Origin of the sequence: Binatus sp. (SeqCode), from assembly GCF_049584895.1 — a bacterium.
In the GTDB taxonomy this organism is placed as follows: Bacteria; Desulfobacterota; Binatia; order Binatales; family Binataceae; genus Binatus.
Window position 1 is genome coordinate 1 of record NZ_JBAUYR010000130.1, and the last position, 23,711, is coordinate 23,711.

Genomic DNA, 23,711 nt, shown 5'->3' on the forward strand with positions numbered 1-23,711 from the left:
CGGGACTGCCCGTCGAATGATAGCCAGGCACCCCTGCGGCACAGGGTGGCAGCCGGTACCGTTGCTTCCTTCCGGACCTGGCGGGGTTCGCGGCCTTCCCTTGCGCAGGACCCGGCTATCAGCGGCGGGCAGTCCCGAAATTCTCCAGCGCGGTTTCGTTTAGCGCGCCCTATTACAATATCACAGCCACGCTCATCGCAACCGCAGATGACGAAAATGTTTCGTGCTCATTGTAACGTGATTGTCCAAGCGATGGCGTGCGACTCGCGCGGTTGCTATCACAATTGTTATGGCATCGCACGCCGACAAGGTCACGATTGGGCTGATCCAGATGAGCTGTGAGGCCGAGCCGCGCCTCAATCTCGACAAGGCCATCGCAAAAATCGCGGACGCCGCCCAGCGTGGCGCGCAAATCGTCTGTACCCAGGAGCTCTTCGGCGCGCACTATCCGTGTCAGGTCGAGGATCCGAAATTTTTCGATCTCGCCGAGCCGATTCCCGGCCCGACCACCGAAGCGCTTGGGGCCGTCGCCAAGGCGCGAAAAATTATCATCGTCGCGTCGATCTTCGAGCGTCGCGCCGCCGGCGTCTATCACAACACCGCCGCCGTCATCGACGAGGCCGGAAAAATCGTCGGCCGGTACCGCAAGATGCACATCCCCGACGATCCCCGCTACTACGAAAAATTCTATTTCACCCCCGGTGATCTCGATTTCGTGGCGCATCCCACGTCGCACGGACCGATCGGCGCGCTCGTATGCTGGGATCAATGGTTCCCCGAAGCCGCACGGCTCACTGCGATGGCCGGGGCGCAGATTCTTTTCTATCCCACCGCCATCGGATGGTGGCATGGCGAGCCGGAGAAGGTCCGCCCCAAGCAGGTGAACGCGTGGGAGACGATCCAGCGTAGCCACGCGATTGCCAACGGCGTCTTCGTCGCGGCGGTCAACCGCGTCGGGGTCGAGGGCGAGCTCGAGTTCTGGGGCGATTCTTTCGTCGCCGATCCGTTCGGCGAAATAATCGCGCGCGCCAGCGCCACCGCCGAGGAAACTCTGATCGCCGAATGCGATCTCGCCAAAATAGAGCAGGTCCGCCGCAACTGGCCCTTCCTGCGCGACCGCCGCATCGATGCGTACGCCGACCTCACGCGCCGCTATCGCTCTTAGTAATGACTGCAATTCCACCTGAGCATCGCCGCCTGCTTGCGGCCTACCGGATGCCCCCCGAATGGGCGCGGCACGTCGGGTGCTTCCTTGCGTGGCCGCACAATCGCGACACCTGGCCCGACAAGTTCGACGTGATCCCTCCTATCTATGCCGAGATGGTCGCGAAAATCGTCCGCTTCGATAACGTCCGCCTTGGAGTCACCGACGAAAAACAAATCAACCAGGTACGAGAGACGTTTTTCGACGCCGCCCGCCGCACCGCAAAGGACACGCCCGGTACACTGCGGCCGATCGACATTTTTCATCTGCCGACCAACGACGCGTGGGTCCGCGACTACGGCCCAATTTTCGTTAATCGGCTCGCGAGCGCCGCGACCTCCGGCCCAAATCAAATCGCACTCGACTGGCGCTTCAACTCGTGGGGCGAAAAATACGGCGCCTTCGATCTCGACGACGTCGTCCCGCAGAAACTTGGGCTCCGCTACGGCTTCAAAGTGATCGAGCCGGGCATCGTGCTCGAAGGCGGCTCGATCGACGTCAACGGCGCAGGCTCGCTGCTCACGACTGAGTCATGCCTGCTCAACCCCAATCGCAATCCGTCACTCAGCCGCGCCGACATCGAGGACTACCTACGCACCTACCTCGGCGTGACCAACGTGCTGTGGCTCGGCGACGGAATCGCCGGCGACGACACCGACGGACACATCGACGACCTCGCGCGCTTCGTCGCCGCCAACACTATCGTTACCGTCGTCGAGGACGATCCCGCCGACGTGAACTATGCAGTCCTGCGCGACAACCTGGAGCGCCTCCGCGCGATGCGCGATCAAGACGGCCGTCCCTTCAAAATCGAAACTCTCTCGATGCCTCCCGCGGTCATCCACGACGGCGCCCGCCTGCCCGCCTCGTACGCCAACTTCTATATAGCAAACGGCGCAGTCCTGATGCCGACCTTCAACGCCCCCACCGACGCCGTCGCCTCACGAACATTGCAACGTCTCTTCCCCAACCGCCGAGTAGTCGGCGTCCCCTCGACCGACCTTGTCTGGGGCCTCGGCTCCGTCCATTGCCTGAGCCAGCAACACCCCGCCGCTTAGTCATTGTGCTGCGTTCTGGCTGGTGCCTAGCGCCGCGCAGGCGATTAGACCAAAATATTAATAATCTTAATGCCAAACTTGACAGAATTAATATTTAGGTCAATATTGAATCTTAATGAGGCCAATAATTCTCAAATGTCCGTCGTGCGACGGCAATCTCACGGTCGCACGCCTCGACTGCCCTGATTGCTCAATCTCTATCAAAGGCGAGTTCACGCCGCCTGCGCTCCTGAAGCTCACCGGCGCGCAAATCGATTTTGTCGAGGTCTTCATCAAGAACCGCGGCGTCATCCGCGAGGTCGAGCGCGAACTCGGCGTCTCGTACCCGACCGTCCGCGCCCGCCTCGACGACGTCATCACCGCCCTCGGCTATTCCCCGAAGTCCGGACCCGAAGCCTCGAACTCCGACGACAGCGGCTCGCGCCGCCGCTCGGTCCTGGCCGATCTCAAGGACGGCAAAATCACGCCCGACGAAGCACTCGCAGCACTTAACGAACCCCGCACCAAGGACGCATAGGCCACCGAAAAGAAGAACGGAGGGTATCCGCCATGGCTATCTCGACCATCGATGGAGTTGAATCAATCCGAATCCTGCGCGCCGCTGGGAATCTCAAAATCACTGGCGGCGATCGCCCCGCTATCGAGATCGATTCGGGCCTCGCGCCCAGAGTCACCACTAACGCCGGCGCCGCCGAGATAACGCTGCGCGACAACGCCGTCATCACCGTTCCCGCAGGCGTCACGGTCGAAGTCGAAGATGTCGCCGGCAACCTCGACCTCTCCGACCTCGCCACACCGTTCATCGTCACTCGCGTGCGCGGCAATCTGCACGCACGCCGCATCGGCGCGATTTCGATGCGGGATACCGTCAGCGGCAACGTATCTATCAAAGAAGCCGGCGCGGTTGACGGCGTCAAGGTTCGCGGCTCGCTCGCGGTCGAATCGGCTGGCGCGATCACCTTCAACCATGTCGGCGGCGGATTCGATTGCCGCACTATCAGCAGCGAAGTGGCGATCGAAAAAATCGCCGGCAGCGCCAACCTGCTCGGCGTGCGCGCGCCGTTCATCGCGCGCGTGATTGGCGGACATCTCGAAATTGAAGACGCCGCTCACGTCGAAGCCGGCGTCGTCGGCGGCCGGGTCCGCGCCTCGAACCTGTCGGGCGGCCTGCAAATTGGCAAAATCGGCGGCAAGCTCGCGGCCGACACCGTCGCCGGCGAAGTCGCAGTCGGTTTTGTCGGCGGCAATGCGCGCATCAGCCGCGTTGGTGGCTCGCTCAGTCTTGAAGACGTTGGCGGCGCGATCGATCTCGCCGGCCCCTTTCCGCTCGACAAAGCCTGGAGCGTCGCCAGCCGCGGCCGCGTCAACCTCGAGGCGGACACCGCCGCCTCGCTCGAGCTCGACGCTTCCGCCGGATGGGGTCGAATCCGAACTTTCGGCATCGACGCCTCCGCGCTCAAATCGATCGACCGCAGTCACGTTCACGGCACCATCGGTCCCGATCCCGCATCCGGCGCGCGCACCAAAATCGCCATCGAGACGCGCGGCGCCGACGTGATTATCGCCAGCGCCGACGCTCGCGAGCGCGATTTCTCCGGCCGAGGCTACCGCTCGCGCGCGGGAGGCTTCTCGGCGCCGTTCGAAGACCTGGTCGACGACCTTGGCGGCGAGATCCCCGCGTTCGTGCGCAGCGTCCTCGATGCGGCCGGCCAGTTCGTGGCGGAAAGCGGTGGGCTCTCGAGCGGAATTGTGCGCGAAGTCACCCGCGACGTGAAACGAAGCGTCAGCGAAGGACTTCGCGAAGTCGAGCGCGCAATTTCCGAAATCGAAGAGCATGTGCCGGAAGACGTCGGCGATCGGCTGACGAAACTAGGCAAGGAAATCGGCGAGCTCGTGTCGCAGGCGGTGCGCGGCGGTTCGCGCGAGGCGCGCACCGAGATGCGCGATCGGGTGCGCCAGGCCGCCCGCGAGATGCGCGACAAAATCCGCGAAGCCGCCCGCGACGTCCGCAACCGCGCGCATGATCAGCCCGGCAGCACTACTCAGTCGAATACTCAGGCGACTACTCAGTCAAACACTGAAAAAACTGAAAACGCTGAAAAAAGTCGGGCAGAGAAATTCAGGCCGGGCGGAACCGTGAAGTTGAATCGCGACGACGCGATTCTCGAAATCCTGGCGGCGGTGAAAGATGGCCGCCTCGAGCCCGACGAGGCCGACGACCTGATCAACGCCTGGATGGAAGTCTCCCGCACCGACGAGATCCGCCACTGACGCTGTTAGACGCGATTTCTTCCACTGGGTGCAGAGCCTGTCCTGAGCGAAGCCGCAGGAGGTCACCCCTGCCGAAGGAAGTGTGAAACCCACCGCGGGTTCACTTGGAATCCTCGATACTCACTTACTAAACTGAGTCATCGACAACGTATTGCCGTCCGGATCCTTGAACCAGCAAACCTTGCCGCCGCCATCTGGCGTTGTCCAGATTCCCAGGTCGTCTTGTTGCAGTTCCGGAAAGCGCTCGAACTTGACACCCTTCTTCGCGAGTTGCTCCACCGTCGCCTTGAGGTCGGTGACCTTCCAGCCCAGCGCCGTGAACGGCAGCGGCGTGAATTTATCTCGCGGCTTCTCGATGTGCAGATGTATCCCGCCCGCTTCGTAGATGATCGCCCACCATGCGTCCTCGACCAGCTTGAGACCGAGCACTCCGCCATAGAACGCCTTCGCGCGCTCCGGCTGAGTGGTTCCAACAAACGCCATCACTTCGCAATTGCCGAGCATAACTCGATCCTCCTCCGCACTCACTGTCAGGCCGGTGTTACCACTTTCAGGGCTGGCTGTCTTGCGATAGATTGCCAATCGATGCCGAAAAAGCGCCACTGGTTTTTCGACCCTTCCAAGTGCCAGGTCCGCACCGCGACTGTTCCCGAATACGCAGACGGCTATCTTATCAAGACTCATTCGCATCCGTGGCATCAGCTGGTTTACGCATCGCGCGGTGTCATGACGGTGCGGACGCCCGAAGCGTCGTGGGTGGTGCCGACCAATCGCGGCGTCTGGGTTCCCGCCGGTACGCGCCACTCGATCCAGATGTCCGGGCCTGTCTCGTTGCGAACGCTGTACCTCGTGCCGCGACTCAGCCGATCGCTGCCCGACGAGCCTCGCGTCATCGGCGTTTCTTCTCTACTCCGCGAATTGATTCTCCGCATCGTCGAGCTCGACAGCCTGAATCTCCGCAAGCCCGAACACGCGCACCTCGTGTCGGTTCTGCTGGATCATCTTCACGTGATGCAATCCGACGCGGTGCATCTGCCGTTGCCGCGCGACGCACGCGCGAAACGAATCGCAACGATGCTGCAGAAGGAGCCTTCCGACACTCGCTCGCTGATCGAGTTGTCGAAGCTCGCCGGCGCCAGCAAGCGCACCGTCGAGCGGCTGTTCAAGATTGAAACCGGGCTCGGCTTCGGCAAATGGCGTCAGCAACTTCGGCTCGGTCATGCGCTGCGGCTGCTCGCCGCAGGCGATCCAGTGACGACGGTCGCGATGGACGTGGGCTACGACAGTATCAGCGCATTCATCTGGGCGTTTCGGATGACCTTCGGCAAAACCCCCGGCCAATATTTCCGTGCCGCATAACTGCCGCTGGTTGTGACGCCCGCCCTCTGCTATTCAGGTTCGCAGCCGAGCTCGTCGATTCGGTCGGGGTGATGACTCGCGGGGAGGATGGTTGGCCGGTAGCTCGATACTCGACTCCTTCAGACAAGCGCCGTGGCTCACGCGCCGGCGCCTCGTCGCATATCCGAGGCTGTTCCTTGCGGTCTACTTCGTCAGCGCGGTCGTCTGGATGCTGCGCAGCAAGGGCCTGATCGATCCCGCCGGACATCCCATCGGCGCCGACTTTATCGACCCATGGTCCGCGTCGTGGCTGACGTTGCACGGCGCTCCGTCGGCCGTTTACGACGTCGCGCGCCTATGGTCAGTCGAACGCACCGCGGTTGCCGATCCCTCAGTCGGCTTCGCCGGCTTTCATTACCCGCCGATCTATCTCCTGATAATCCTGCCGCTAGCGCTAATCCCGTACGCATTGTCGTTGCTCGCGTGGACGGTCACGACCTTCGCCGCTTATCTCGCCACGATGTGGACGATCGATCCGGAGCGCGATTCTCTGTGGCTTGCGATCGCCTTTCCCGGTGCGCTGGTCAATCTTACCAACGGCCAGAATGGATTCCTGACTCTCGCTTTGCTGGGAGGCGGTCTGCTGACGATTGATCGGCGCCCAATTCTGGCCGGCGTGATGTTCGGGCTCATGAGCTACAAACCTCAGTACGGCATCCTAATCCCTATTTTTCTCCTCGCCACTCGCCGATGGCGCGCGATCGCATCCGCTTCGGTCACAGTAGTAATCCTCGCCGCTCTTTCGTTCGCGATTTTTGGTGCACAAACCTGGCACGCTTTCTTCTCGAGCATCACGTTCACCCGCCAGGTCGTACTCGAGCAGGGCGGCAGCGGATTTGAGAAACTGCAAAGCGCGTTCGCCGCCGCGCGCCTGTGGGGCTTCAGCGTCGCGACAGCATACGTCGTCCAGGCCGCGGTGGCGTTGATAGCCGCGATCATTGTCATCTGGATTTGGTGGCGCACTCCAAAGTTCGAGCTTCACGCCGCCGCGCTCGCTACAGGCGTCCTGCTGATGACGCCCTACATGATGGACTACGACCTCGTGCTACTCGCGCTGCCCATCGCCTGGATCGCGCTCGAAGCGCGCCGCAATGGTTTTCTTCCATATGAGAAAGCGCTGCTGGCATTCGTCTGGCTGCTGCCGCTATTCGCCCGCTCACTGGCCGGCAGCGCAAAGATCCCGATCGCCCCGCTGGCGATTTTGCTGCTTCTAGCCGACGTCGCCCGCCGCGCTTTGGCACCGCGCGAGCAGTTCGCATTGGAGAATGCGCCGCAGAACCCTCACCTAACCAGAGGCTTCCCCGTGAAATAACGGGCGAGGGACTAAGGCAGCAGCTCGCGCGAGCTTTCATCCACCAACCGCACGATCTCGTCCTCGCCGATGCCCAGTGACTTCGCGTCGCCTTCTGCCACCGCGTCGAATAGCGCTTCGGCAATAAGCAACTGCGCCAGCAGCTTGCGGGCGGCGCGTCCGAAATTGGAGCCGCGACTCGCGCGCATCTGCTATCTCGCCGCTGCCGCAAGCGGCCGCTCAGACTTGATGCCATCAGTTGCTTTTTCAATGAACGGCTCGATCGCGGCGAAAAACTTTTCCGGCAAAGCCGGATTAATTCGACTTGAGCTTGAGAATCAGCTTCAATGATAAAACTCCCGGGGGTTGGCTATCGCTCTTCACAAAACCGGCTGAGCCGCACATCGAAATGACCAAAAACGGAATTCTCCCGTTGGTGATGCTGCTTGCTCTTGCGGCTCCCTCGGTTGGCTTCGGCGCCGAATCGAACCGGCTCGCGAACAACGATACGACCGGTCCATGCACGCGTTTCGCCGCAGGCAGCGTCGTGAACAACCCAACGGATCTGTTCAGCAAGCATGGCGTCCTGACCGTGAACCTGTCCTACAACACGGAGGTTGATGCGGACGGCCGCACTTTGTACTGCTTCACGACGCCCGACGGCACCGAGTCTCCAACCCTGCATGTGCATCCGGGCGATCAGCTGGTCGTCAATGTCACCAACAATCTTCCGGCGCCGGTCGAGTCGGGTGCTTTGCGGATGTCCACGTCGGCCTCGGACGTGTGTGGCGCGTCGTCGATGGGACCGGATTCCGTCAACGTTCATTTTCATGGCACCAACACTTCGCCGGTCTGCCATCAGGACGAAGTGATCCACACCCTGATCAATTCGGGTGAAACATTTGCCTACGACGTGAAATTTCCGAAGGACGAGCCGCCCGGACTCTATTGGTACCATCCGCACGTTCACGGACTCGCGAACGCGGCCGTGCTGGGCGGAGCGTCGGGCGCAATCGTGGTCGAGGGGCTGGAAAAAGTGCAGCCGGCGGTGGCGGGGCTGGCGCAACGAATCTTTGTAATTCGCGATCAGAACGTAGCCGGCCTGCCTCCTCCCGGCGGTCCGAACGACGTGCCTTCATGGGACGTAACTCTGAATTACGTTCCCATTCCTTATCCCTCCTACACGCCGGCGATCGTCAATATCAAACCGGGCGAGAAACAACTCTGGCGGGTTGTGAATGCATGCGGCGATACGCAACTGGATCTTCAGCTTCAGTACGATGGGAAACCTCAGACGGTGGAACTGGTCGGCATCGATGGAGTCCCGACCGGGTCTCAGGATGGCACGCGCACCGGCAAGCTGCTCAAGATGACCGACGTTTTTATTCCGAATGCGGGACGCGCGGAATTTATCGTCACCGGTCCCTCGAAGTCCGTGAAGAACGCGACTTTTCTCACACTGAATATAGATACCGGGCCGATCGGCGACATCGATCCGAATCGTCCGCTGGCCACCCTCACGAACCCCAAGTCATACGATCAGACGCCTCAGCCGGATATGCCTGCAGCGTCGGGCGCTCCGGGACCGCAGCGCTTCGAGGGACTGGCGGACGCGAAGCCGACGACCCAGCGTACGCTGTATTTTTCCGAGGAGAGTACAGACGTGCGCAATCCCACCTTCTGGCTCAACACGGAATTCTTCATCACCGTGGTCGGAGCGACGCCACAGATATTTAACCCCAACAACCCGCCGGCGATCACAACCACGCAGGGATCGGTGGAAGACTGGACTATCGAGAACCGCAGCCCGGAAGTCCATGAATTTCACATGCACCAGATTCACTTCCTGCTGCTCGCGATCAACGGCGCGCCGGTGCCGAAGGAGCAACGGCAACTCCATGATATGGTTCAAGTGCCTTTCTGGAACGGCACCGGTCCTTACCCAAGCGTAACCGTCCGCATGGATTTTCGCGGCCCGGACGTTGGCGACTTCGTCTATCACTGCCACATCCTGGCGCATGAAGACGGCGGGATGATGGCGATCATCCGGGTTCTTCCGCGGGATGCGGGATGGTTTGGCCCTTACGGAAAATTCCGCACGATGTTCGGTTCGATTGGCTGGCCCTATGCGGAGAAAGCCGCATCGTGGTGCGTGAACGGCAGAACCGTCGAGCGCGATCGTGACTACGGCCTCAATCGAGCAGCGGCGGCGCCAACGCTGCTGGTCGGCGGTCTGATCTTTTTTCTTCTAACCGGCTCTATCCTGGCAATCGTCGTCGGCTGAGCGGCCGCGATCCGAATGCGGAGTTCACCGACGATTCGGATTTACACAGGCCTTGGCGCGATCGCGCTTGCGATTACGATCGTCGCGGCCGTCACCCTATCGCACGCACAAATCGCCACTTCGCCGTGGCCGATGTTCCATCACGATCTCACGCATACCGGCCTGAGCCAGTTTGATACCAGCGCCAACCCCGGCATGCAGAAGTGGGCGTTCGCCACCGGCGGGATAGTGTATTCGTCGCCGACGATCGGACCCGATGGAACCATCTACGTCGGATCTTACGATGGCAGTGTGTATGCGATAGGTCCTGACGGCACACAGAAGTGGGCGTTCGCAACTGGGGCCGACGTGTCGTCGTCGCCGGCGATCGACGTCGATGGAACCGTCTACGTCAGCTCGCAGGACCACAATCTCTACGCGCTAAACCCGGGAGGTACGCAGAAATGGGCCTTCACAGCCGCAAATGATCTGTCCTCTTCGCCGGCGATCGGCTCCGACGGCACCATTTACGTCGGCTGCTATGACGACAATCTCTATGCGATAAATTCCGGCGGTACGCTCGAATGGAAATTTGCAACTGGGGGTGCGGTGGACTCCTCGCCGGCGATCGGCACTGACGGGACGATTTACGTCGGCTCGCTTGACCAAAACTTATACGCAGTGAATCCGGATGGCACCGAGAAGTGGGCGTTCGCGACCGGTGCGATTGTGACATCCTCGCCGGCCATCGGCGCCGATGGTACCATCTACTTCGGATCGTATGACGACAATCTCTACGCGCTGAATCCCGGCGGCACGCTCAAGTGGAAGTTCCCGACTGCGAACGGCGTCGACGCTTCGCCTGCGATCGGCGCTGACGGAACCATCTACGTCGGCACGATTGATACCAGCGACCTGTTCTATGCCGTAACCGACGGCGGCCAAGGCGTCGTCACGCAGAAGTGGGCGTTCAAAGCTGGCGACGATGTGGAATCCTCGGCCGCGATTGGCTCCGACGGGACCATCTACGTCGGCTCCGACGACAACAATCTGTACGCGCTGGATCCTGCCGGCTCCCTCAAATGGAAGTTCGTGACCGGCTCCTACGTTTATTCCTCGCCGGCGATCGGCGCCGACGGGACCATCTATGTTGGCTCCGAGGACCACAATCTTTATGCGGTCGGAATCCCCAGTCCGACCCCGACTCCAACCGCCACCATTGCGCCAACCGCGACGCCCACCGCCACGCCAACGCCTGTGCCGGTAACGCTCGAGATCAAACCGAAGGCGCTCACGTTTCCGAAGACCGCGATCGGAACATCGAGCAAGCCGAAAACGGTGAAGGTATCCAATCCCAAAGGCGGCAAGAAGCATCCGGGGATTCCGGTCCTGGTCGAGCAGATTTCCGATCCGGGAATTTTCACGCAGAGCAACAACTGTCCCGCGACTTTGGCGGCCGGCACGGATTGCACGATCTCAGTGACGTTTACTCCGAGCGCGGCCACGAAGCAGAGGGCCACGATGACGATTACCGACAACGCGAAGGGTACGCCGCAGACTGTGCAACTCAGCGGCGTCGGGCACTAGCGGCGGTCGCGCAATCAGGGTTTGAATGTTTTGAGCGCGGCAAGGATCTTCGTCGTCAGCTCGCTGTTCAGCGTCATTCCCTCGAGCGCCATCCCTTCGAGCGTCAGGCACACGATATGGGGAATCAAATCGTAGAAGACACTGGCTCCATCGGGCCGTGGAAAGAGTTCCTGGAACGATTGATTGATGAATTCCGAGACCCGATCGTTCGCGGCGCTCACCGACTTTTGCAGATACGAATCGGTGCGACTCGCGACGACCAGCTCAATCCAGGCGGTCGTCAGCCGGTTGTTGGCAACCTCCCATAACATATCGATCGCCATCGCTCGCCGATCGTTCTCGCTGGTGAGGCGGCTCACCTTCTCTTTTATCTCGCCGAACTTGAGCTGGAAAAGGTGCTCGACCGCGTTGGTGAGCAGCTCTTCCTTCTTTGGGAAATGATAGAGCTGCGCACCGCGCGAAAGGCCGGCGCGTTCGGCGATCTCAGAAGTCGTCGTATTCGCGTAGCCGCGATCAATTAGGCATGCGATAGCTGCATCTAACAGGCGTCGGCGCGTTTCGGCTGTTTTCTCGTCCTGCGTCAGCCGCTGCTTGAAGTTGCTCGGTGAAGAGGCGCCCATGGTGGCGATCGTAGCAGACTGGAAGTCATTATCAAGTAATGTTGCTGAAGCAAGGCATTAGTATCGCTACTGCGAGAATATCCCTACGCCACGTGATATGAATTCATGATGCCGGTGGTGGACGGTGCGACGGTGGAAGGGAAGAGGATGAGTGCGTGGCAGCGCTCGATCGCGCAGTACAGCGATCGACGCGTGCTGCTCATCCTGCCGCTCGGCTTCGCCAGCGGACTCCCGCTGTTGCTGACGTTTTCGACCCTGTCGGCATGGTTCGCGACTGCCGGCGTCAGCCGCGGTACAATCGGCGCTTTCGCACTCGTCAGCACGCCCTACGCGCTGAAGTTCCTGTGGTCGCCGCTGATCGATCGTCTCCCGCCGCCGATTCCGATAGGCCGGCGGCGCGGATGGGGTATCGCAATTCAAGTCGCACTTATAGCGGCGACGCTCGCGCTGGGCTCATGCAATCCGAAGGTCGACCTGGCGCACATCGCAGCGCTGGCGGTCCTGGTTGCGTTCCTTTCCGCCAGCCAGGACGTCGTGATCGACGCGTACCGGGTCGAAATTCTCACTCCCGATCAGCAGGGTCCCGGTGCTGCGATGATTCAGACCGGATATCGGATCGCGATGCTGGTGTCGGGCGCCGGCGCGCTGATTATCGCGGCCCGCTTCGGATGGTTCGCGGCCTACGCGACGATGGCGGCACTTTTAGGCGTCGGGATGATGGTGTTTATTTTCGGCCCCGAGCCGGCGATACCGCCCGAGGCGCAGCCGCATACCAACGCGCGCGGATGGGACGCGGTCCGCGAGTGGCTCGCAACTGCGGTGACCGGGCCGTTCGCGGATTTCATGCGACGCCCGATGTGGCCCGCTATCGTCATCTTCATCGTTGGTTACAAGCTCGGCGAAGCGATGGCGGGTGTGATGGCGATGCCGTTGTACATCTCGATCGGATTCTCGCTCAACGAGATCGCCGCAATCTCGAAGCTGGTCGGATTTTTCGCGACTGTCATCGGCGCAATTGTCGGCGGCGTAGTGACGTCGAAGCTGGGCGTGATGCGCGCGCTGATCCTCTGCGGGATTCTGCAGTCCGCCGGCAATTTATTTTACGTGCTGCAAGCCGTCGGCGGGCATCGGCTCGACTATCTCGCACTGTGCGTCGCCGCCGAGAATCTTACCGGTGCGATGGCGGGCACGGCGCTGGTCGCTTATCTCTCCGACCTCTGCTCGCCGGCATTCACCGCAACTCAGTACGCGCTGCTGTCGTCGCTGGCGGCGGTGGGGCGCACGATGGTTGCGTCTTCGGGGGGCCTGCTGGCAGACAAGCTCGGGTGGGTGCCGTTCTTCCTGCTCACCACCGTCGCGACGATTCCGGCGCTGGTGCTGCTGGCATGGATTGCGCGGCGGGATCCTACACCTTGGCGCAAACGGCAAAATTCTATATCCGCCTGACTCGCGGGTCGATCTTGCGCGTTCCGGACACCGGTCACATGGAGAACCAACTCCGTCGAATAAACCTCGTGGCGCGGCCATCCTCCCCGTTAAGACCCGAGCGTCTGATACATTGCGTGAATGACTGCCGTGCGCCCATCGAATGCCCGAAAGCTCCGCGGGCTTAAAAATATCTCCTGGCTCACCGCGCGCCAGCTCGACAAGCTCTACAACGCGATGACGATTACTATCGTCGAAAAGCGCGGGATCATTTTCGACGACAAGCACACACCTAACGCCGCGTACATTCTGCTTTCGGGTGTCGCTCGAATCTCATGCCGCAATCGCAAGGGTCAGCGCACGCTCGTGATAATGGTCGCGCCGGGAATGGTACCCGGCTTCCCGCCGCCGGTACCCGGCATCAGTTACAATTTTCGGTGCGAAGCGGTCACTGTATGCCGAATTGGCGCGGTCGATCTCGAGGCCTTCATCGAAATCTCACTTGGAGTAGCGTCTGCCGATTTCAGGCGGTTGGCGGCGAGCTACCTGGGCCGCTGGGATCTGGTACAACTGCGATGTGCAAATTTCATGAGCTGCACATTGGAAGAGCGGCTGGCTCTTATTCTGCTGGAGCTATGCGAAAATTTCGGCGTCCCCGACCCGAAAGGGGTACGGCTGACGTTGCCGGCCCGGCATCGAGATCTCGCAGAACTGGTCGGCGCCTCTCGTCCTCGAATCACCGAACATTTGATTTTGTTTGAAAAGAAACATCTGATTTCGCGGAATCGTCGTCAACTGGTAGTCAACAAAGAGCGTGTGGAAACTTTTTTGTCGCAAGCTCACATCGCCGGCGATGCCGTCGCGATCGGCACTCTCGCTTCGTAAGTTTGTAACCAGCTAACGTTTGACGCTTGCCGCCCACCGCTTCCAAGGCTCGTCCTTTCGGTTCTTTGTAGCACAACGTATTTGTAATACAGGTAACACCGTGTTTTCTTTCCGGCTTGCAATGGCGTATGGTTTCTATTGGGCCCGGGTGCAAATTTTGAATGAACGGAACACCTCACGCGAAACGGACCTGGACAGGCTGAGCAGACTCAAAGCGTTGTCATGGCTTTCTCAATCTGAACGAACCCTTCTGATCGGCGCAATGGCGCTGGCCAACTACAAACGTCATGCAATAATTCTCCGCGAAGTCGCGCTGGCGCGCGATGCACACATTTTGTTAGCAGGAGTCGCGCGCATCACTTGCCGCAACGCGCGCAATGATCGCGTCACTGTCGCGATGCTCGCGCCCGGGCCGATTCCCGAATTCCCGTCTCTGCCGCTTAGCCAATCGAGGTTCCAATGCGAGGCTTACAACGATTGCCGCGTTGGCACCGTCAGTTGGAATGACTTCGACGGCATCACCGCGAACGCCACCGAGTCCGCCTTCAAACAGTTTCATCGCAATGATCTGAAGCAGTGGTATCGCCTCCTGCTGCGCAGCTCGAGCTTCTTGAACTTGGGCCTGCATGAGCGAATCGCCATCGCGCTGCTGGAACTGTGCGCAGACTTTGGCATCGAAGAATCGCGCGGCACGCTCCTGCGCGTGTCTTTCAGCCACAAGGACATCGCCAACCTGGTCGGAGCGTCGCGTCCCAGGGTGACCGAGCATCTGGCCCGATTGGAGCGCGAAAAATTCGTGATACGCCAGGGACGTCAGATCGTGGTGCAGGTCGCAAAACTGTTCGATTCGATGAATGCGGAAGCGGGCGCGCACCTGAATTGATGCGCGGCGCGGGAGCCCCGGCTTCAAGGGAAAGCTTTGGAAACTGAACTCAACCTGGTTCGAGTCGAACTGATCGACGATCCGGCTACGATCGCCGAGGTTGGGTTTGAAGCACGATGCGAGGGCGACGATCTGATTTGCCAGCGATGCGGCGATGCGAATCGAGCGATCGTGGCAATCCTCGTGGTGCCGGCCGGTGGACACGCGCGATGGGCGCTGTGCGCGGATTGTCTGCTTGAAATGCCCTGAAGAAGCGCCAATGCGAGAGAGCTATGGACAGAATTTTTGATCGATGGCCAAATCCGGGCGACCTGCTGCATGCAGCGCTCGAGGGTTGGGTGATCGCCGAGATCAGCGACGCGACATGGCCCAGGTCGCAGCCCATGCCGCCGCCCTGGTCACGCCGCGAACCGGGCATCCAAAGTTTCAGGGCCAGCCGCGTTTCAGTTTCCGCGCGCCTCCGACCTCCCAGATAGGACTACTAGCTCAAGCCGAGTGGGAAAAAGCCGCGCTGTCCCTCGGAAAAAGAGAGGCATACACTTGACTGGCGACTGTCGGCGTTTCACTGCGACTCGTTTGCGTTCCGGACGCTACTTGGCGTAGACGAGTACCCAAGATAAAACTAAGTTCCTCAATAGTAGAATGCACCGAAACTATCAGAACCCGCCAGTCGTCGAAGCCTTATGCGAACTGAGTTTCGAACCCGGACAGCCTTGGGATGGAACCTTGCCTGGTCTCGTTTACAACGAGATCAAGGACAGATTTCCAAAGAAACGGCAGCAGGCGGTATTTCAGTTCGGAATTCAAATTGGCGCTCAAGATCCTTCGTCCGTCCCTCTCTCTCCGCGATCAGCCAGCCAAGATACGTTCTCTCGTCTCCAATTTTTATCTGAGGACGAAAAAACGCTTATCCAGATAGCGCCTGACCTCCTTACGGTAAACAAACTGAAACCTTATTCTTCATGGAACGACCTTAAGCCCTTGATTTCGTATGCTATAGAGAACTATTCGAAAGCAGCCAAGCCGAAAGCTATTCGCAGAATTGGTCTTCGATACATAAATCGAATAGAAATCCCCTTAGCTGAGGTCAGCATTCAAGACTACCTGCTTGCCTCCCCCAAGATTCCTGATCCGCTACCTCAGCGCATAAATGTCTGGGTGCAAAGGTCGGAGATTCCATTCGACGACGCCGGAATGCTTATACTCCAGACCGGCTCTATTCGAGAACAAGGCCAAAATGGGGTTGTATTTTTGCTTGATCTTGATTTCGTTACAGTAGGTGAACCGTTCCCCATCGAGGCTGTCGAAGGTAAGCTTGAGATTGCTCACAAAAATGTCGGAGATGCTTTCGAGGCATGTATCACGGATATGACCCGAAAGCTTTTTAAGGAGATCGTCTGATGGAAACGGCAAAACAGAAGTACTCATCGGAGACCTCCAAAGTCACATACGTGGGCATACCAGACTTCGTGTACGGCGAGGCTTCCGCTCTTATGCAGGATCGTCCTCTGATGGACGTCGCGTATTGCTCGCAACGAGGGATCGGAGCATACCGAGGACTGCTCGCTCAGCGGGAACAGATTATTCCAGTGTTTGTGACAGAAGATAAGTCTGCCTGGCGCCTCGAGGAATTGGCTTCCGCGTTGTACGAGTTGCTTTCGAAAATCACAACGGAGAGCGTTCAACATATGCTCTTGCCGGACACCTTTGATATGCCCCCTGCTCCAACCAAAACGGCAACTTGGCGAATTGTGCGGAAGGAGCCGACCCAATTCCGATTCATTGAAGACTGACGTTGCGGCGAGTTCACGAGGGCCCGTGTGCCAGAAAACAACGACGATTGGTACGACACCGTTGAGGACGGAGGTAAACTTCTTCAGGGTGACCTTTTGGTGGGGTGTCCTATATTGCGCCCAAGCCGTGACATCCCGTTTCCCGTCCCCGAGGACGGAAACTTATCAGCAACAGTGCAAAATCAGAACGTCGTCGTACTCACACAAAGCTGTGATCTCGAGCAGAACAAGGTTGACGGCGTCGTATGCTGCATTCACTTCGATCTAGAGCAGGCGAAAGAACAAAGCCCTCTTCTTTCCAAGAAACAGATTCTCGAGGAAATCAAGAAGGGACGGCATGTTCGTTACACCCTCCTTGCTGCTCGAGATGCAGAGCCAAAACTTAGCCTGCGAATCGTCGACCTTGGCGATATCTTTGTGTTGCCCAAGGAGTATCTGGAGAAAGTCGCGGCCGCTCAGAATCCCCGGCTTCGTCTAAGGGCGCCATATCGCGAACACCTATCTCAAGCATTTGGGCGATTTTACATGCGAATTGCGCTTCCGCGCGATCCTCTTTAGCGAGAGCACCGTTTTCACTAGCTCAAGCCGAGACGCACGCGGGCATAAAGTTCGGCGGAATTGTCGAAGTCGATACTGGCGTGCTGCGCGCCGACGTTGACGTTCCGAAATGCGGCTTGAAGCGCGCTCGGCGTGTAGACTGCGTGCGCGCCGGAACCGGAAAACATTCGCGCAACGGCGCGGCGGCATAGTTCTGCGGAGTACGCAGCCTGCCATTTTGCGCGCACGCGATGCTCATTGTCGAAGGTCTCTTCGGTCGCCATCAGGCGATCGAATTCGCCGAGGAGGTCGTGAATCAGGAGATCCGCCGAATGAATTTCGGCGGCGGCCTCCGCCAACCGCACCTGCGTCGGCCCGTGTTCGGCCTTTCGCGCGCCGGTCAAAATTACGCGCCGCTCCTTCGTGCGTTCGATGAATTGACGCAGCGCGAATTTCGCGGAGCCAAGCACCGCCGTCGAAACCGACACCGACAGCATCGCCTCGGCCGAGAGTCGATACAGATTCGTGATGTGATTGGCGGCATGAGGACTCGCGCCGCGAAACAGAATCCGCGTGTCGATCGTTCGATGCGACGGCACGAAGACGTTGTGCGCCAGCACGTCCTTACTGCCTGTCCCCTGCAAGCCCATCACGTGCCAGGTGTCATCCACTTCGAGATCGCCGCGCGCCACGACTACGTGAACCGACGGCCGATGCGTCGAAGGATCGGCGCATCCCAGGATTACCCAATGAGCATGATCGACGCCGCTGCAAAATTGCCATCGCCCTTCGACGCGGAAGCCGCCCTCGACCGGATTTGCGGTTCCTTGAGACGACAACGTTCCCGCGACCAGACCGTCGCGGCCATTGCCAAAGACTTCGTCCTGCGCCGCTTCGGGAAACGAACCCATGCACCAGTGATGCGCACCCATCACCATCAGCACCCAGCCGCTCGAGGGGCACGCTTCGGAGAGCGATGTGACGGCGTCGGCAAGCGTCCGCAGACTCAGCTCGTAGCCGCCGACGCGGCGCGGCTGCGGGATCCGGAACATGCCTGCCTTGACGACGGCAGCCATGCTTTCGGCCGTGAGCTTGCGAGCAACGTCGCATTCGCGGGCGTGCGCAGAGAGCGTCGGCGAAATCGCGGCGGCGCGGCGCATGATTTCATCGTGATCGATCTGCATAGTCACTCCAGTAGTCAAACCGAGCTTCGAATGACTACCTGCATTAGCCAGTTCATCGCGGCGCTAGCGCTTCGAGCGCGCGCTCTTCCGGCGTGGCGTGCTCGCGGTTGCCTCCCGCCGCAAGACTCCATGCCCCTGCGCTACCTTCCGGCCTGAGCGGCGTGATGCACACGTGGGAGGCGCCGGCCTTGTACTGTGCCGCGACGCGATCGCGAATCGCCTGCTCGTCGCCCCACGCAACCATCGCGTCGACCAGCCGATCGCTGCCGCCCGCGGCGAAGTCCGAATCACCGAAGCCCATCAGTCTCAAACTTTGTAGATAGTTAGGAAGCCCGAGGTAAAACCGGATCAACCCGCGAATCGCGGAGCGCGCCTTGCTCGCGTCCTTCTCGAGCATCGAGACCTGTTGCAGACAGATCAGTTTGTCCGGGCCGATCTGGGCGCGAATCTGCGCGGTCCGTTCCGGTGTGATGAACGTCGGGATCGTTCCGTCGGTTTCGGTCGCTGCCAGCTTGAGCATTTTCGGCAGCAGTGCCGCGACTATTATCGGCCCCTCGAATGACGGCTGTGCCGCACCGTACGGAGCCTCCTTGAGCCGCGCAAGGTAGTCGCGCATGAAGGTCAGCGGCTTCGCATAGTTGATTCCGATCCGCGCCATCATCGGTCCGTGGCTGATCCCGAGGCCGAGGACGAAGCGTCCGGGAAACATTTCAACCAGCGTCCGGGCACCACCCAGCATCGCGACCGGTTCGCGCTTCCAGACATTCGCGATCGCGGTGCCGACGATCAATTTCTCAGTGACCGTGAGCAGATGCGCCGCCAGCGCAAACGGATCGCGGCCGAAGGCTTCGGGAAACCAGAGCGCGCTATATCCGAGCTTTTCGATCGTGCGCGCAAATTGCGCGATCTGAGCTCCCGCCATGGAATCCATCAATGCATCAACGCCGGGCGTGCCAAGATTCATCGGATAAAACCTCCACTCAAATAAATGACCGCGCCACCACGACCATTACCCTCCAAATTCGAGACTGACAAACAAAATGAGGGACGGGCGAGTACTTTCATCCACGACCGCGCCGTGCGACAACTTCTCGGGGAGGGACATATATGGAGGGATTACACGAACTATCGATAGTGACGCTGCTCGCGTTGCTCGAGTACTCGATACTAGGCGTGATGGTTGGACGCGCGCGGCAGACCTATGGCGTCGAGGCGCCGGCCACTTCCGGCAATCCCGACTTCGAGCGTTACTTCCGCGTGCACGTGAACACACTCGAAGCCCTGATCGTCTTCATTCCCGCGGTTTGGATATTTTCGCTGACGGTTAACTACCACCTCGGCGTCGCGCTGGGATTGCTGTTCGTGATCGCGCGGATAGCCTACGCGGCCGGCTACCTGAGCGCAGCGTCGAAGCGCGCGACAGGCGCAATCGCAACCGCCCTAATCAACGGCATCCTGGTGCTGGTTCCGCTGATCTGGATCGTAATCAAGGCACTGTAGATCTTAGCTCTTCCTCGGACGGCAGAGCCGCCGTCGTATTTTATCCCCCTTCCCTCGAGGGAAGGGATTAGGGGTTAGGTTCCTGCTTTACCTCTTCAACCGACGCCGCTAATCTCTGAATCGTCCTCGATTTCATTTTCAATTCATCATCAAGGAGAATTCGCTCATGGCGGAAGAACGCAAAGGCGCCGTTACGATGCGGGGAAACCCGATGACCCTGGTCGGCCCCGAAATCAAAGTCGGACAAAAGGCACCCAACTTCACCGTGGTCGGCAAAGGAATGGCGCCGGCGACGCTCGATCAGTTCAAGGGCAAAGTTAAAATCATCACCACCGTCCCCTCGCTCGATACTCCGGTATGCGACGCCGAGACGCGCCGCTTTAACGTAGAGGCGAGCAACCTGCCCGGCGACGTGCAGATTCTCTCGGTCTCGATGGATCTGCCGTTCGCGCAGGCGCGATGGTGCGGGGCGGCGGGCGTCGACAAGATCACCACGCTGAGCGACTGGCGCAGTGCAAGCTTCGGCACCAGCTACGGCGCGTTGATCAAGGAATTGCATCTGCTCGCCCGAGCCGTCTTCGTGGTCGATAAGAACGACAACGTGACCTACGTCGAGTACGTCAAGGAAGTCGCGGAGCAGCCCAACTACGAAGCGGCGCTCGCCGCGGCGAAAAAGGCCGCCGCGGCCTGACGGGAGAGAAGTCGGAGCTTTCCTCTCCTTCGGGAGAGGACGCGCCTCCGGCGCGGGTGAGGGCGCAAGGCATTCAGCTCGATGCGAGCGCCTTCTTCTTTAATCCGGTCCCCCTTCCCACGTGGGAAGGGGTTAGGGGTTAGGTTGCCAGCATCGAGCTCGGCGCGAGCGCCCTCACCCGCCGCTCGCCAACTCACGTCAACCTCTCCCGAGGGAAGAGGTAGGAAGATAAATGCCCACTGACGCACCCAATCGCCACGCATTCCCCGACGCACTTAAGCGCGGCCTCTACGAAGCGATCTTCCGCCGCCGCGACATCCGCGAGTTCATCTCGGATCCTATTCCCGACGACGTGCTCGCCCGCGTGCTGGTCGCCGCGCATCACGCCGCCAGCGTCGGCTTCACACAGCCGTGGGACTTCATCCTGGTGCGTAGCCTCGATCAGCGACGCCGGGTGAAGGAAGTCTTCGAGGCCGAGCGCCAGAAGAATGCGGCCCAGTTCACTGGCGAGCGCCGCGATAAATATCTGTCGCTCAAGCTCGAAGGAATACTCGAAGCTCCGCTCAACCTGATCGTCACCTGCAAACCCGACCGCTTCGGCCCCGCCGTGCTCGGCAAGACCAGCATCCGCGACGTCGAGATCTATTCGGCGTGCCTGGCGGTCGAAAATATGTGGCTGACGGCCCGCTCCGAAGGCCTCGGCATGGGATGGGTCAGCATTATGCGCAACGACGCGCTCGCCGAAATCTTCGGCATCCCCGACGACGTCATTCCCATCGCCTATCTATGCATCGGCTACGTCCGCGAATTTCCCGACCGGCCTATCCTCGCGAGCAAGGATTGGGCGCAGCGCCTGCCGCCGAAATCGCTGATTCATTTCGATTCGTGGAATGACGCCGACAACCGCAACTCGCCGGCATCCGAATCTCTGCTGAAAAAAATCGACGACCATTCCATCTGGCTCTCGATCTTCCCCGAAGATTCCCCCGACAAGCCTCCTTCGCGCGAGTAAAGGGGCTTGAGGTCCATGAACTCACGCAAGGTCCTCACGCTATCCCTGCTGGTCACACTTGCCGGATGCGGCTCGCAAAACCCCGCGCCGAGCAATGCGCCCGCCGTGCAGTCATCAGCGTCAACCGCGTCCGCACCGGCCGAAACTTCGGTCTTTCATCACGGCGGATGCACGATCGATATCGTGAAGGTCTGCAAGACTTTCATCGATCAGCCCGAGTTCACCTACAACGGCGACCAATACACCTGGGAACGCTTCCAGGAGACCAGTTCCCGGCATCCCGACGTCGAGATCTGGATGCGATATCCCGACAACAGCGTGCTCGCCGATATCCAATGCCATGTCGACGCGCAGAATCGTAAAGTCGATTGGGCTCGTCTGCTGCCCAATCCTCCCCTCACTGACAAATCGTGGGATTTCGCCAAGAGCAAGCGATGGTGCCAGGAAGACTCGCCCGACTACAGCAGTTGGGCCGATTACTGGCGCAGCGGAATCACTCAACAGTAGAATCGACGCTGGATATATATTGCTTTGCGCGCCGCAGGCGGTACAAAGTGCGTCATCTCTCCATAGGACTACTAGATGCGTTGCGCGAAGTGCGGAACCGAAAGCAAGACGGGCAAGAAGTTCTGCGCCGAATGTGGCAGCCCCTTGTCGAACCGATGCTCGAAGTGCGGTTCCGATAACGCGTCGCGCGCGAAGTTCTGCTCCGATTGCGGCACGTCGCTGAGCGCCGCTGCACCGCTATCGACTGCGGTCGAATCTGCTGCCCCTTCTGTACGCGTCATCGCGCCCGCGGAAGCAGCCGCGCTCGCAACTGACGGCGAGCGCAAGACCGTCACCGCGCTTTTCGCCGATATCAAGGGCTCGACCGAACTCGAGCAGGATCTCGATCCCGAAGAGGCGCGCGAGATTATTGATCCGGCGCTCAAGCTGATGATCGAGGCGGTCCGCCGCTACGACGGCTATATCGTGCAGAGCACCGGCGACGGCATCTTCGCGCTGTTCGGGGCACCGGTCGCACACGAGGACCATCCGCAGCGCGCACTCTACGCCGCGATCCGGATGCAGGAAGACATTCGCCGCTATGCCGAGCGCCTCCGCGCCGACGGTCGCGCGCCAATTCAGATTCGGGTGGGCTTAAATACCGGCGAAGTCGTGGTGCGCTCGATTGCTACCGGATCCGGTCACGTCGAGTACACGCCGATTGGACACACCACCAATCTCGCGTCGCGGATGCAGACCCTGGCCGACCCCGGCGCGACCGCAATCTCGGAAAGCACGCGCCGGCTGGTCGAGGGCTACTTCACTCTGAAATCGTTGGGACCAGCGCGAATCAAAGGCGTCACCGATCCAGTCAATCTGTACGAAGTTACCGGACTCGGTCCGCTGCGCACACGCCTGCAACGCTCGGCAGGACGCGGATTCACCAAGTTCGTCGGGCGCGATCGCGAGATGGATGCGATGCGCCACGCGGCCGATCGCGCGAAATCGGGACACGGACAGATCGTCGCGGCGATGGCGGAGGCGGGCGTCGGCAAGTCGCGCCTGTTGTTCGAATTCAAGGCCATCACTGCGGCCGGCTGGATGGTGCTCGAGGCTTTCTCAGTCTCCCACGGCAAAGCGTCGTCCTACTTGCCGGTGATCGACCTCCTGCACAGCTATTTCAAGATCGCGTCGCAGGATGATCAACGGACTCGTCGCGAGAAAATCGCCGGCCGAATCGCAATTCTTGATCGCGCGCTCGAGGACACCATCCCCTACCTGTACGGTCTGCTCGGAATCGCCGAAGATCCCGATCCACTCGCGCAGATGGACGCGCAAATCCGCAAGCGCGGCACCCTCGACGCGATTAAGCGTATCCTGCTGCGCGAGAGCCTCAATCAGCGGCTGATGGTCATCTTCGAAGACCTGCACTGGATCGATGAAGAGACGCAGACGCTGCTGAGCCTCCTCGCCGACTCTATCGCCACCGCGAAGATCCTGCTGCTGGTGAATTACCGTCCCGAGTATTCGCATCAATGGGGCAGCAAGACTTACTACACCCAACTGCGCCTCGATCCGCTCGGTCGCGAGAGTGCCGACGAGATGCTTTCCGCGTTACTCACC

General features: G+C 60.1%; 25 protein-coding genes and 1 other RNA gene. 20 read left to right on the forward strand and 6 right to left on the reverse strand.

The window, feature by feature from the left end; genetic code table 11:
- Positions 1 to 18 precede the first annotated feature (18 nt).
- Positions 19 to 117: signal recognition particle sRNA small type (ffs, locus tag WB650_RS21735), an RNA gene on the reverse strand.
- A gap of 172 nt (positions 118 to 289) precedes the next feature.
- On the opposite strand from ffs, the gene WB650_RS21740 reads away from it, so the two are divergent.
- The 4 genes from WB650_RS21740 (at position 290) to WB650_RS21755 (ending at position 4,533) form a co-directional block, all read left to right on the forward strand.
- On the forward strand, positions 290 to 1,165 hold the full coding sequence (locus tag WB650_RS21740; protein WP_422306650.1) for a carbon-nitrogen hydrolase: 876 nt from the start codon (positions 290 to 292) through the stop codon (positions 1,163 to 1,165).
- 2 nt (positions 1,166 to 1,167) lie between these two features.
- Entirely contained in the window at positions 1,168 to 2,262 is a 1,095-nt protein-coding gene (locus tag WB650_RS21745) for an agmatine deiminase family protein (RefSeq protein ID WP_422306651.1), read from the forward strand.
- A gap of 115 nt (positions 2,263 to 2,377) precedes the next feature.
- Positions 2,378 to 2,779 (forward strand): DUF2089 domain-containing protein, encoded by a 402-nt coding sequence (locus tag WB650_RS21750; protein ID WP_422306652.1) that lies wholly within the window; start codon positions 2,378 to 2,380, stop codon positions 2,777 to 2,779.
- A 32-nt stretch (positions 2,780 to 2,811) separates the two neighbouring features.
- Positions 2,812 to 4,533 carry a hypothetical protein gene (locus WB650_RS21755; RefSeq protein WP_422306653.1) on the forward strand — a complete coding sequence of 574 codons (1,722 nt, stop codon included), beginning with the start codon at positions 2,812 to 2,814 and terminating at the stop codon, positions 4,531 to 4,533.
- A gap of 120 nt (positions 4,534 to 4,653) precedes the next feature.
- On the opposite strand, the gene WB650_RS21760 is transcribed toward WB650_RS21755, so the two are convergent.
- Entirely contained in the window at positions 4,654 to 5,037 is a 384-nt protein-coding gene (locus WB650_RS21760; RefSeq protein ID WP_422306654.1) for a VOC family protein, read from the reverse strand.
- A gap of 81 nt (positions 5,038 to 5,118) precedes the next feature.
- Here WB650_RS21760 and WB650_RS21765 point away from each other — a divergent pair, with 81 nt between their 5' ends.
- Both WB650_RS21765 and WB650_RS21770 read left to right on the forward strand, forming a co-directional pair.
- Positions 5,119 to 5,892, forward strand: a complete 774-nt coding sequence (locus WB650_RS21765) for an AraC family transcriptional regulator (protein ID WP_422306655.1) — start codon at positions 5,119 to 5,121, stop codon at positions 5,890 to 5,892.
- Positions 5,893 to 5,983: 91 nt separating this feature from the next.
- The gene (locus WB650_RS21770; protein WP_422306656.1) at positions 5,984 to 7,243 is read left to right on the forward strand and encodes a glycosyltransferase family 87 protein; all 1,260 of its coding nucleotides are present in this window, start codon (positions 5,984 to 5,986) and stop codon (positions 7,241 to 7,243) included.
- An 11-nt stretch (positions 7,244 to 7,254) separates the two neighbouring features.
- Here the strand turns inward: WB650_RS21770 and WB650_RS21775 are convergent, their stop codons facing one another.
- Positions 7,255 to 7,431 carry a hypothetical protein gene (locus WB650_RS21775; RefSeq protein WP_422306657.1) on the reverse strand — a complete coding sequence of 59 codons (177 nt, stop codon included), beginning with the start codon at positions 7,429 to 7,431 and terminating at the stop codon, positions 7,255 to 7,257.
- 200 nt (positions 7,432 to 7,631) lie between these two features.
- Here WB650_RS21775 and WB650_RS21780 point away from each other — a divergent pair, with 200 nt between their 5' ends.
- Complete coding sequence (locus tag WB650_RS21780) at positions 7,632 to 9,506, forward strand: multicopper oxidase family protein (protein ID WP_422306658.1); 1,875 nt, start codon at positions 7,632 to 7,634, stop codon at positions 9,504 to 9,506.
- Between the two features lie 15 nt (positions 9,507 to 9,521).
- Positions 9,522 to 11,072, forward strand: a complete 1,551-nt coding sequence (locus WB650_RS21785; RefSeq protein ID WP_422306659.1) for a PQQ-binding-like beta-propeller repeat protein — start codon at positions 9,522 to 9,524, stop codon at positions 11,070 to 11,072.
- 14 nt (positions 11,073 to 11,086) lie between these two features.
- Here the strand turns inward: WB650_RS21785 and WB650_RS21790 are convergent, their stop codons facing one another.
- The gene (locus WB650_RS21790) at positions 11,087 to 11,692 is read right to left on the reverse strand and encodes a TetR/AcrR family transcriptional regulator (RefSeq protein WP_422306661.1); all 606 of its coding nucleotides are present in this window, start codon (positions 11,690 to 11,692) and stop codon (positions 11,087 to 11,089) included.
- Between the two features lie 147 nt (positions 11,693 to 11,839).
- Here WB650_RS21790 and WB650_RS21795 point away from each other — a divergent pair, with 147 nt between their 5' ends.
- The 7 genes from WB650_RS21795 to WB650_RS21825 all read left to right on the forward strand — a co-directional run bounded on the left by WB650_RS21795 (position 11,840) and on the right by WB650_RS21825 (position 17,236).
- On the forward strand, positions 11,840 to 13,138 hold the full coding sequence (locus WB650_RS21795; protein WP_422306663.1) for an AmpG family muropeptide MFS transporter: 1,299 nt from the start codon (positions 11,840 to 11,842) through the stop codon (positions 13,136 to 13,138).
- 120 nt (positions 13,139 to 13,258) lie between these two features.
- Positions 13,259 to 14,002, forward strand: a complete 744-nt coding sequence (locus tag WB650_RS21800) for a Crp/Fnr family transcriptional regulator (RefSeq protein WP_423962021.1) — start codon at positions 13,259 to 13,261, stop codon at positions 14,000 to 14,002.
- A gap of 19 nt (positions 14,003 to 14,021) precedes the next feature.
- Positions 14,022 to 14,885 carry a Crp/Fnr family transcriptional regulator gene (locus WB650_RS21805; RefSeq protein WP_422306665.1) on the forward strand — a complete coding sequence of 288 codons (864 nt, stop codon included), beginning with the start codon at positions 14,022 to 14,024 and terminating at the stop codon, positions 14,883 to 14,885.
- Between the two features lie 36 nt (positions 14,886 to 14,921).
- Entirely contained in the window at positions 14,922 to 15,134 is a 213-nt protein-coding gene (locus tag WB650_RS21810) for a hypothetical protein (RefSeq protein ID WP_422306666.1), read from the forward strand.
- Between the two features lie 393 nt (positions 15,135 to 15,527).
- A complete protein-coding gene (locus tag WB650_RS21815) occupies positions 15,528 to 16,286 on the forward strand; it encodes a TIGR04255 family protein (protein ID WP_422306668.1) in 759 nt (252 codons plus the stop codon).
- Positions 16,286 to 16,678, forward strand: a complete 393-nt coding sequence (locus WB650_RS21820) for a hypothetical protein (RefSeq protein WP_422306670.1) — start codon at positions 16,286 to 16,288, stop codon at positions 16,676 to 16,678. The genes WB650_RS21815 and WB650_RS21820 overlap by 1 nt, the downstream gene beginning before the upstream one ends.
- Before the next feature lie 27 nt (positions 16,679 to 16,705).
- Positions 16,706 to 17,236, forward strand: coding sequence for a hypothetical protein (locus WB650_RS21825; RefSeq protein ID WP_422306672.1), 531 nt, complete (start codon positions 16,706 to 16,708; stop codon positions 17,234 to 17,236).
- 17 nt (positions 17,237 to 17,253) lie between these two features.
- On the opposite strand, the gene WB650_RS21830 is transcribed toward WB650_RS21825, so the two are convergent.
- Both WB650_RS21830 and WB650_RS21835 read right to left on the reverse strand, forming a co-directional pair.
- Positions 17,254 to 18,399, reverse strand: coding sequence for a hypothetical protein (locus tag WB650_RS21830; RefSeq protein WP_422306674.1), 1,146 nt, complete (start codon positions 18,397 to 18,399; stop codon positions 17,254 to 17,256).
- Positions 18,400 to 18,451: 52 nt separating this feature from the next.
- Positions 18,452 to 19,363 carry a TIGR03620 family F420-dependent LLM class oxidoreductase gene (locus WB650_RS21835; RefSeq protein WP_422306675.1) on the reverse strand — a complete coding sequence of 304 codons (912 nt, stop codon included), beginning with the start codon at positions 19,361 to 19,363 and terminating at the stop codon, positions 18,452 to 18,454.
- A 143-nt stretch (positions 19,364 to 19,506) separates the two neighbouring features.
- On the opposite strand from WB650_RS21835, the gene WB650_RS21840 reads away from it, so the two are divergent.
- The 5 genes from WB650_RS21840 to WB650_RS21860 all read left to right on the forward strand — a co-directional run.
- Positions 19,507 to 19,899 (forward strand): MAPEG family protein, encoded by a 393-nt coding sequence (locus WB650_RS21840; protein ID WP_422306676.1) that lies wholly within the window; start codon positions 19,507 to 19,509, stop codon positions 19,897 to 19,899.
- Between the two features lie 166 nt (positions 19,900 to 20,065).
- A complete protein-coding gene (gene tpx, locus WB650_RS21845) occupies positions 20,066 to 20,590 on the forward strand; it encodes a thiol peroxidase (protein WP_423962024.1) in 525 nt (174 codons plus the stop codon).
- Positions 20,591 to 20,822: 232 nt separating this feature from the next.
- Positions 20,823 to 21,602, forward strand: coding sequence for a 5,6-dimethylbenzimidazole synthase (gene bluB, locus WB650_RS21850; protein WP_423962025.1), 780 nt, complete (start codon positions 20,823 to 20,825; stop codon positions 21,600 to 21,602).
- Between the two features lie 15 nt (positions 21,603 to 21,617).
- Entirely contained in the window at positions 21,618 to 22,109 is a 492-nt protein-coding gene (locus WB650_RS21855; RefSeq protein WP_422306681.1) for a hypothetical protein, read from the forward strand.
- 75 nt (positions 22,110 to 22,184) lie between these two features.
- On the forward strand, positions 22,185 to 23,711 hold a 1,527-nt coding region (locus WB650_RS21860; protein ID WP_423962028.1), incomplete at its 3' end, for an adenylate/guanylate cyclase domain-containing protein.

Coding starts and splice junctions, on each gene's coding strand:
- WB650_RS21750 (WP_422306652.1), top strand. CDS start 2,378: ATGAGGCCAATAATTCTCAAATGTCCGTCGTGCGACGGCAATCTCACG.
- WB650_RS21765 (WP_422306655.1), top strand. CDS start 5,119: ATGCCGAAAAAGCGCCACTGGTTTTTCGACCCTTCCAAGTGCCAGGTC.
- WB650_RS21855 (WP_422306681.1), top strand. CDS start 21,618: ATGAACTCACGCAAGGTCCTCACGCTATCCCTGCTGGTCACACTTGCC.
- WB650_RS21795 (WP_422306663.1), top strand. CDS start 11,840: ATGAGTGCGTGGCAGCGCTCGATCGCGCAGTACAGCGATCGACGCGTG.
- WB650_RS21775 (WP_422306657.1), bottom strand. CDS start 7,431: ATGCGCGCGAGTCGCGGCTCCAATTTCGGACGCGCCGCCCGCAAGCTG.
- WB650_RS21800 (WP_423962021.1), top strand. CDS start 13,259: ATGACTGCCGTGCGCCCATCGAATGCCCGAAAGCTCCGCGGGCTTAAA.
- WB650_RS21820 (WP_422306670.1), top strand. CDS start 16,286: ATGGAAACGGCAAAACAGAAGTACTCATCGGAGACCTCCAAAGTCACA.
- WB650_RS21790 (WP_422306661.1), bottom strand. CDS start 11,692: ATGGGCGCCTCTTCACCGAGCAACTTCAAGCAGCGGCTGACGCAGGAC.
- WB650_RS21760 (WP_422306654.1), bottom strand. CDS start 5,037: ATGCTCGGCAATTGCGAAGTGATGGCGTTTGTTGGAACCACTCAGCCG.
- WB650_RS21740 (WP_422306650.1), top strand. CDS start 290: ATGGCATCGCACGCCGACAAGGTCACGATTGGGCTGATCCAGATGAGC.
- bluB (WP_423962025.1), top strand. CDS start 20,823: ATGCCCACTGACGCACCCAATCGCCACGCATTCCCCGACGCACTTAAG.
- WB650_RS21745 (WP_422306651.1), top strand. CDS start 1,168: ATGACTGCAATTCCACCTGAGCATCGCCGCCTGCTTGCGGCCTACCGG.
- WB650_RS21780 (WP_422306658.1), top strand. CDS start 7,632: ATGACCAAAAACGGAATTCTCCCGTTGGTGATGCTGCTTGCTCTTGCG.
- WB650_RS21830 (WP_422306674.1), bottom strand. CDS start 18,399: ATGCAGATCGATCACGATGAAATCATGCGCCGCGCCGCCGCGATTTCG.
- WB650_RS21840 (WP_422306676.1), top strand. CDS start 19,507: ATGGAGGGATTACACGAACTATCGATAGTGACGCTGCTCGCGTTGCTC.
- WB650_RS21815 (WP_422306668.1), top strand. CDS start 15,528: ATGCACCGAAACTATCAGAACCCGCCAGTCGTCGAAGCCTTATGCGAA.
- WB650_RS21785 (WP_422306659.1), top strand. CDS start 9,522: ATGCGGAGTTCACCGACGATTCGGATTTACACAGGCCTTGGCGCGATC.
- tpx (WP_423962024.1), top strand. CDS start 20,066: ATGGCGGAAGAACGCAAAGGCGCCGTTACGATGCGGGGAAACCCGATG.
- WB650_RS21755 (WP_422306653.1), top strand. CDS start 2,812: ATGGCTATCTCGACCATCGATGGAGTTGAATCAATCCGAATCCTGCGC.
- WB650_RS21835 (WP_422306675.1), bottom strand. CDS start 19,363: ATGAATCTTGGCACGCCCGGCGTTGATGCATTGATGGATTCCATGGCG.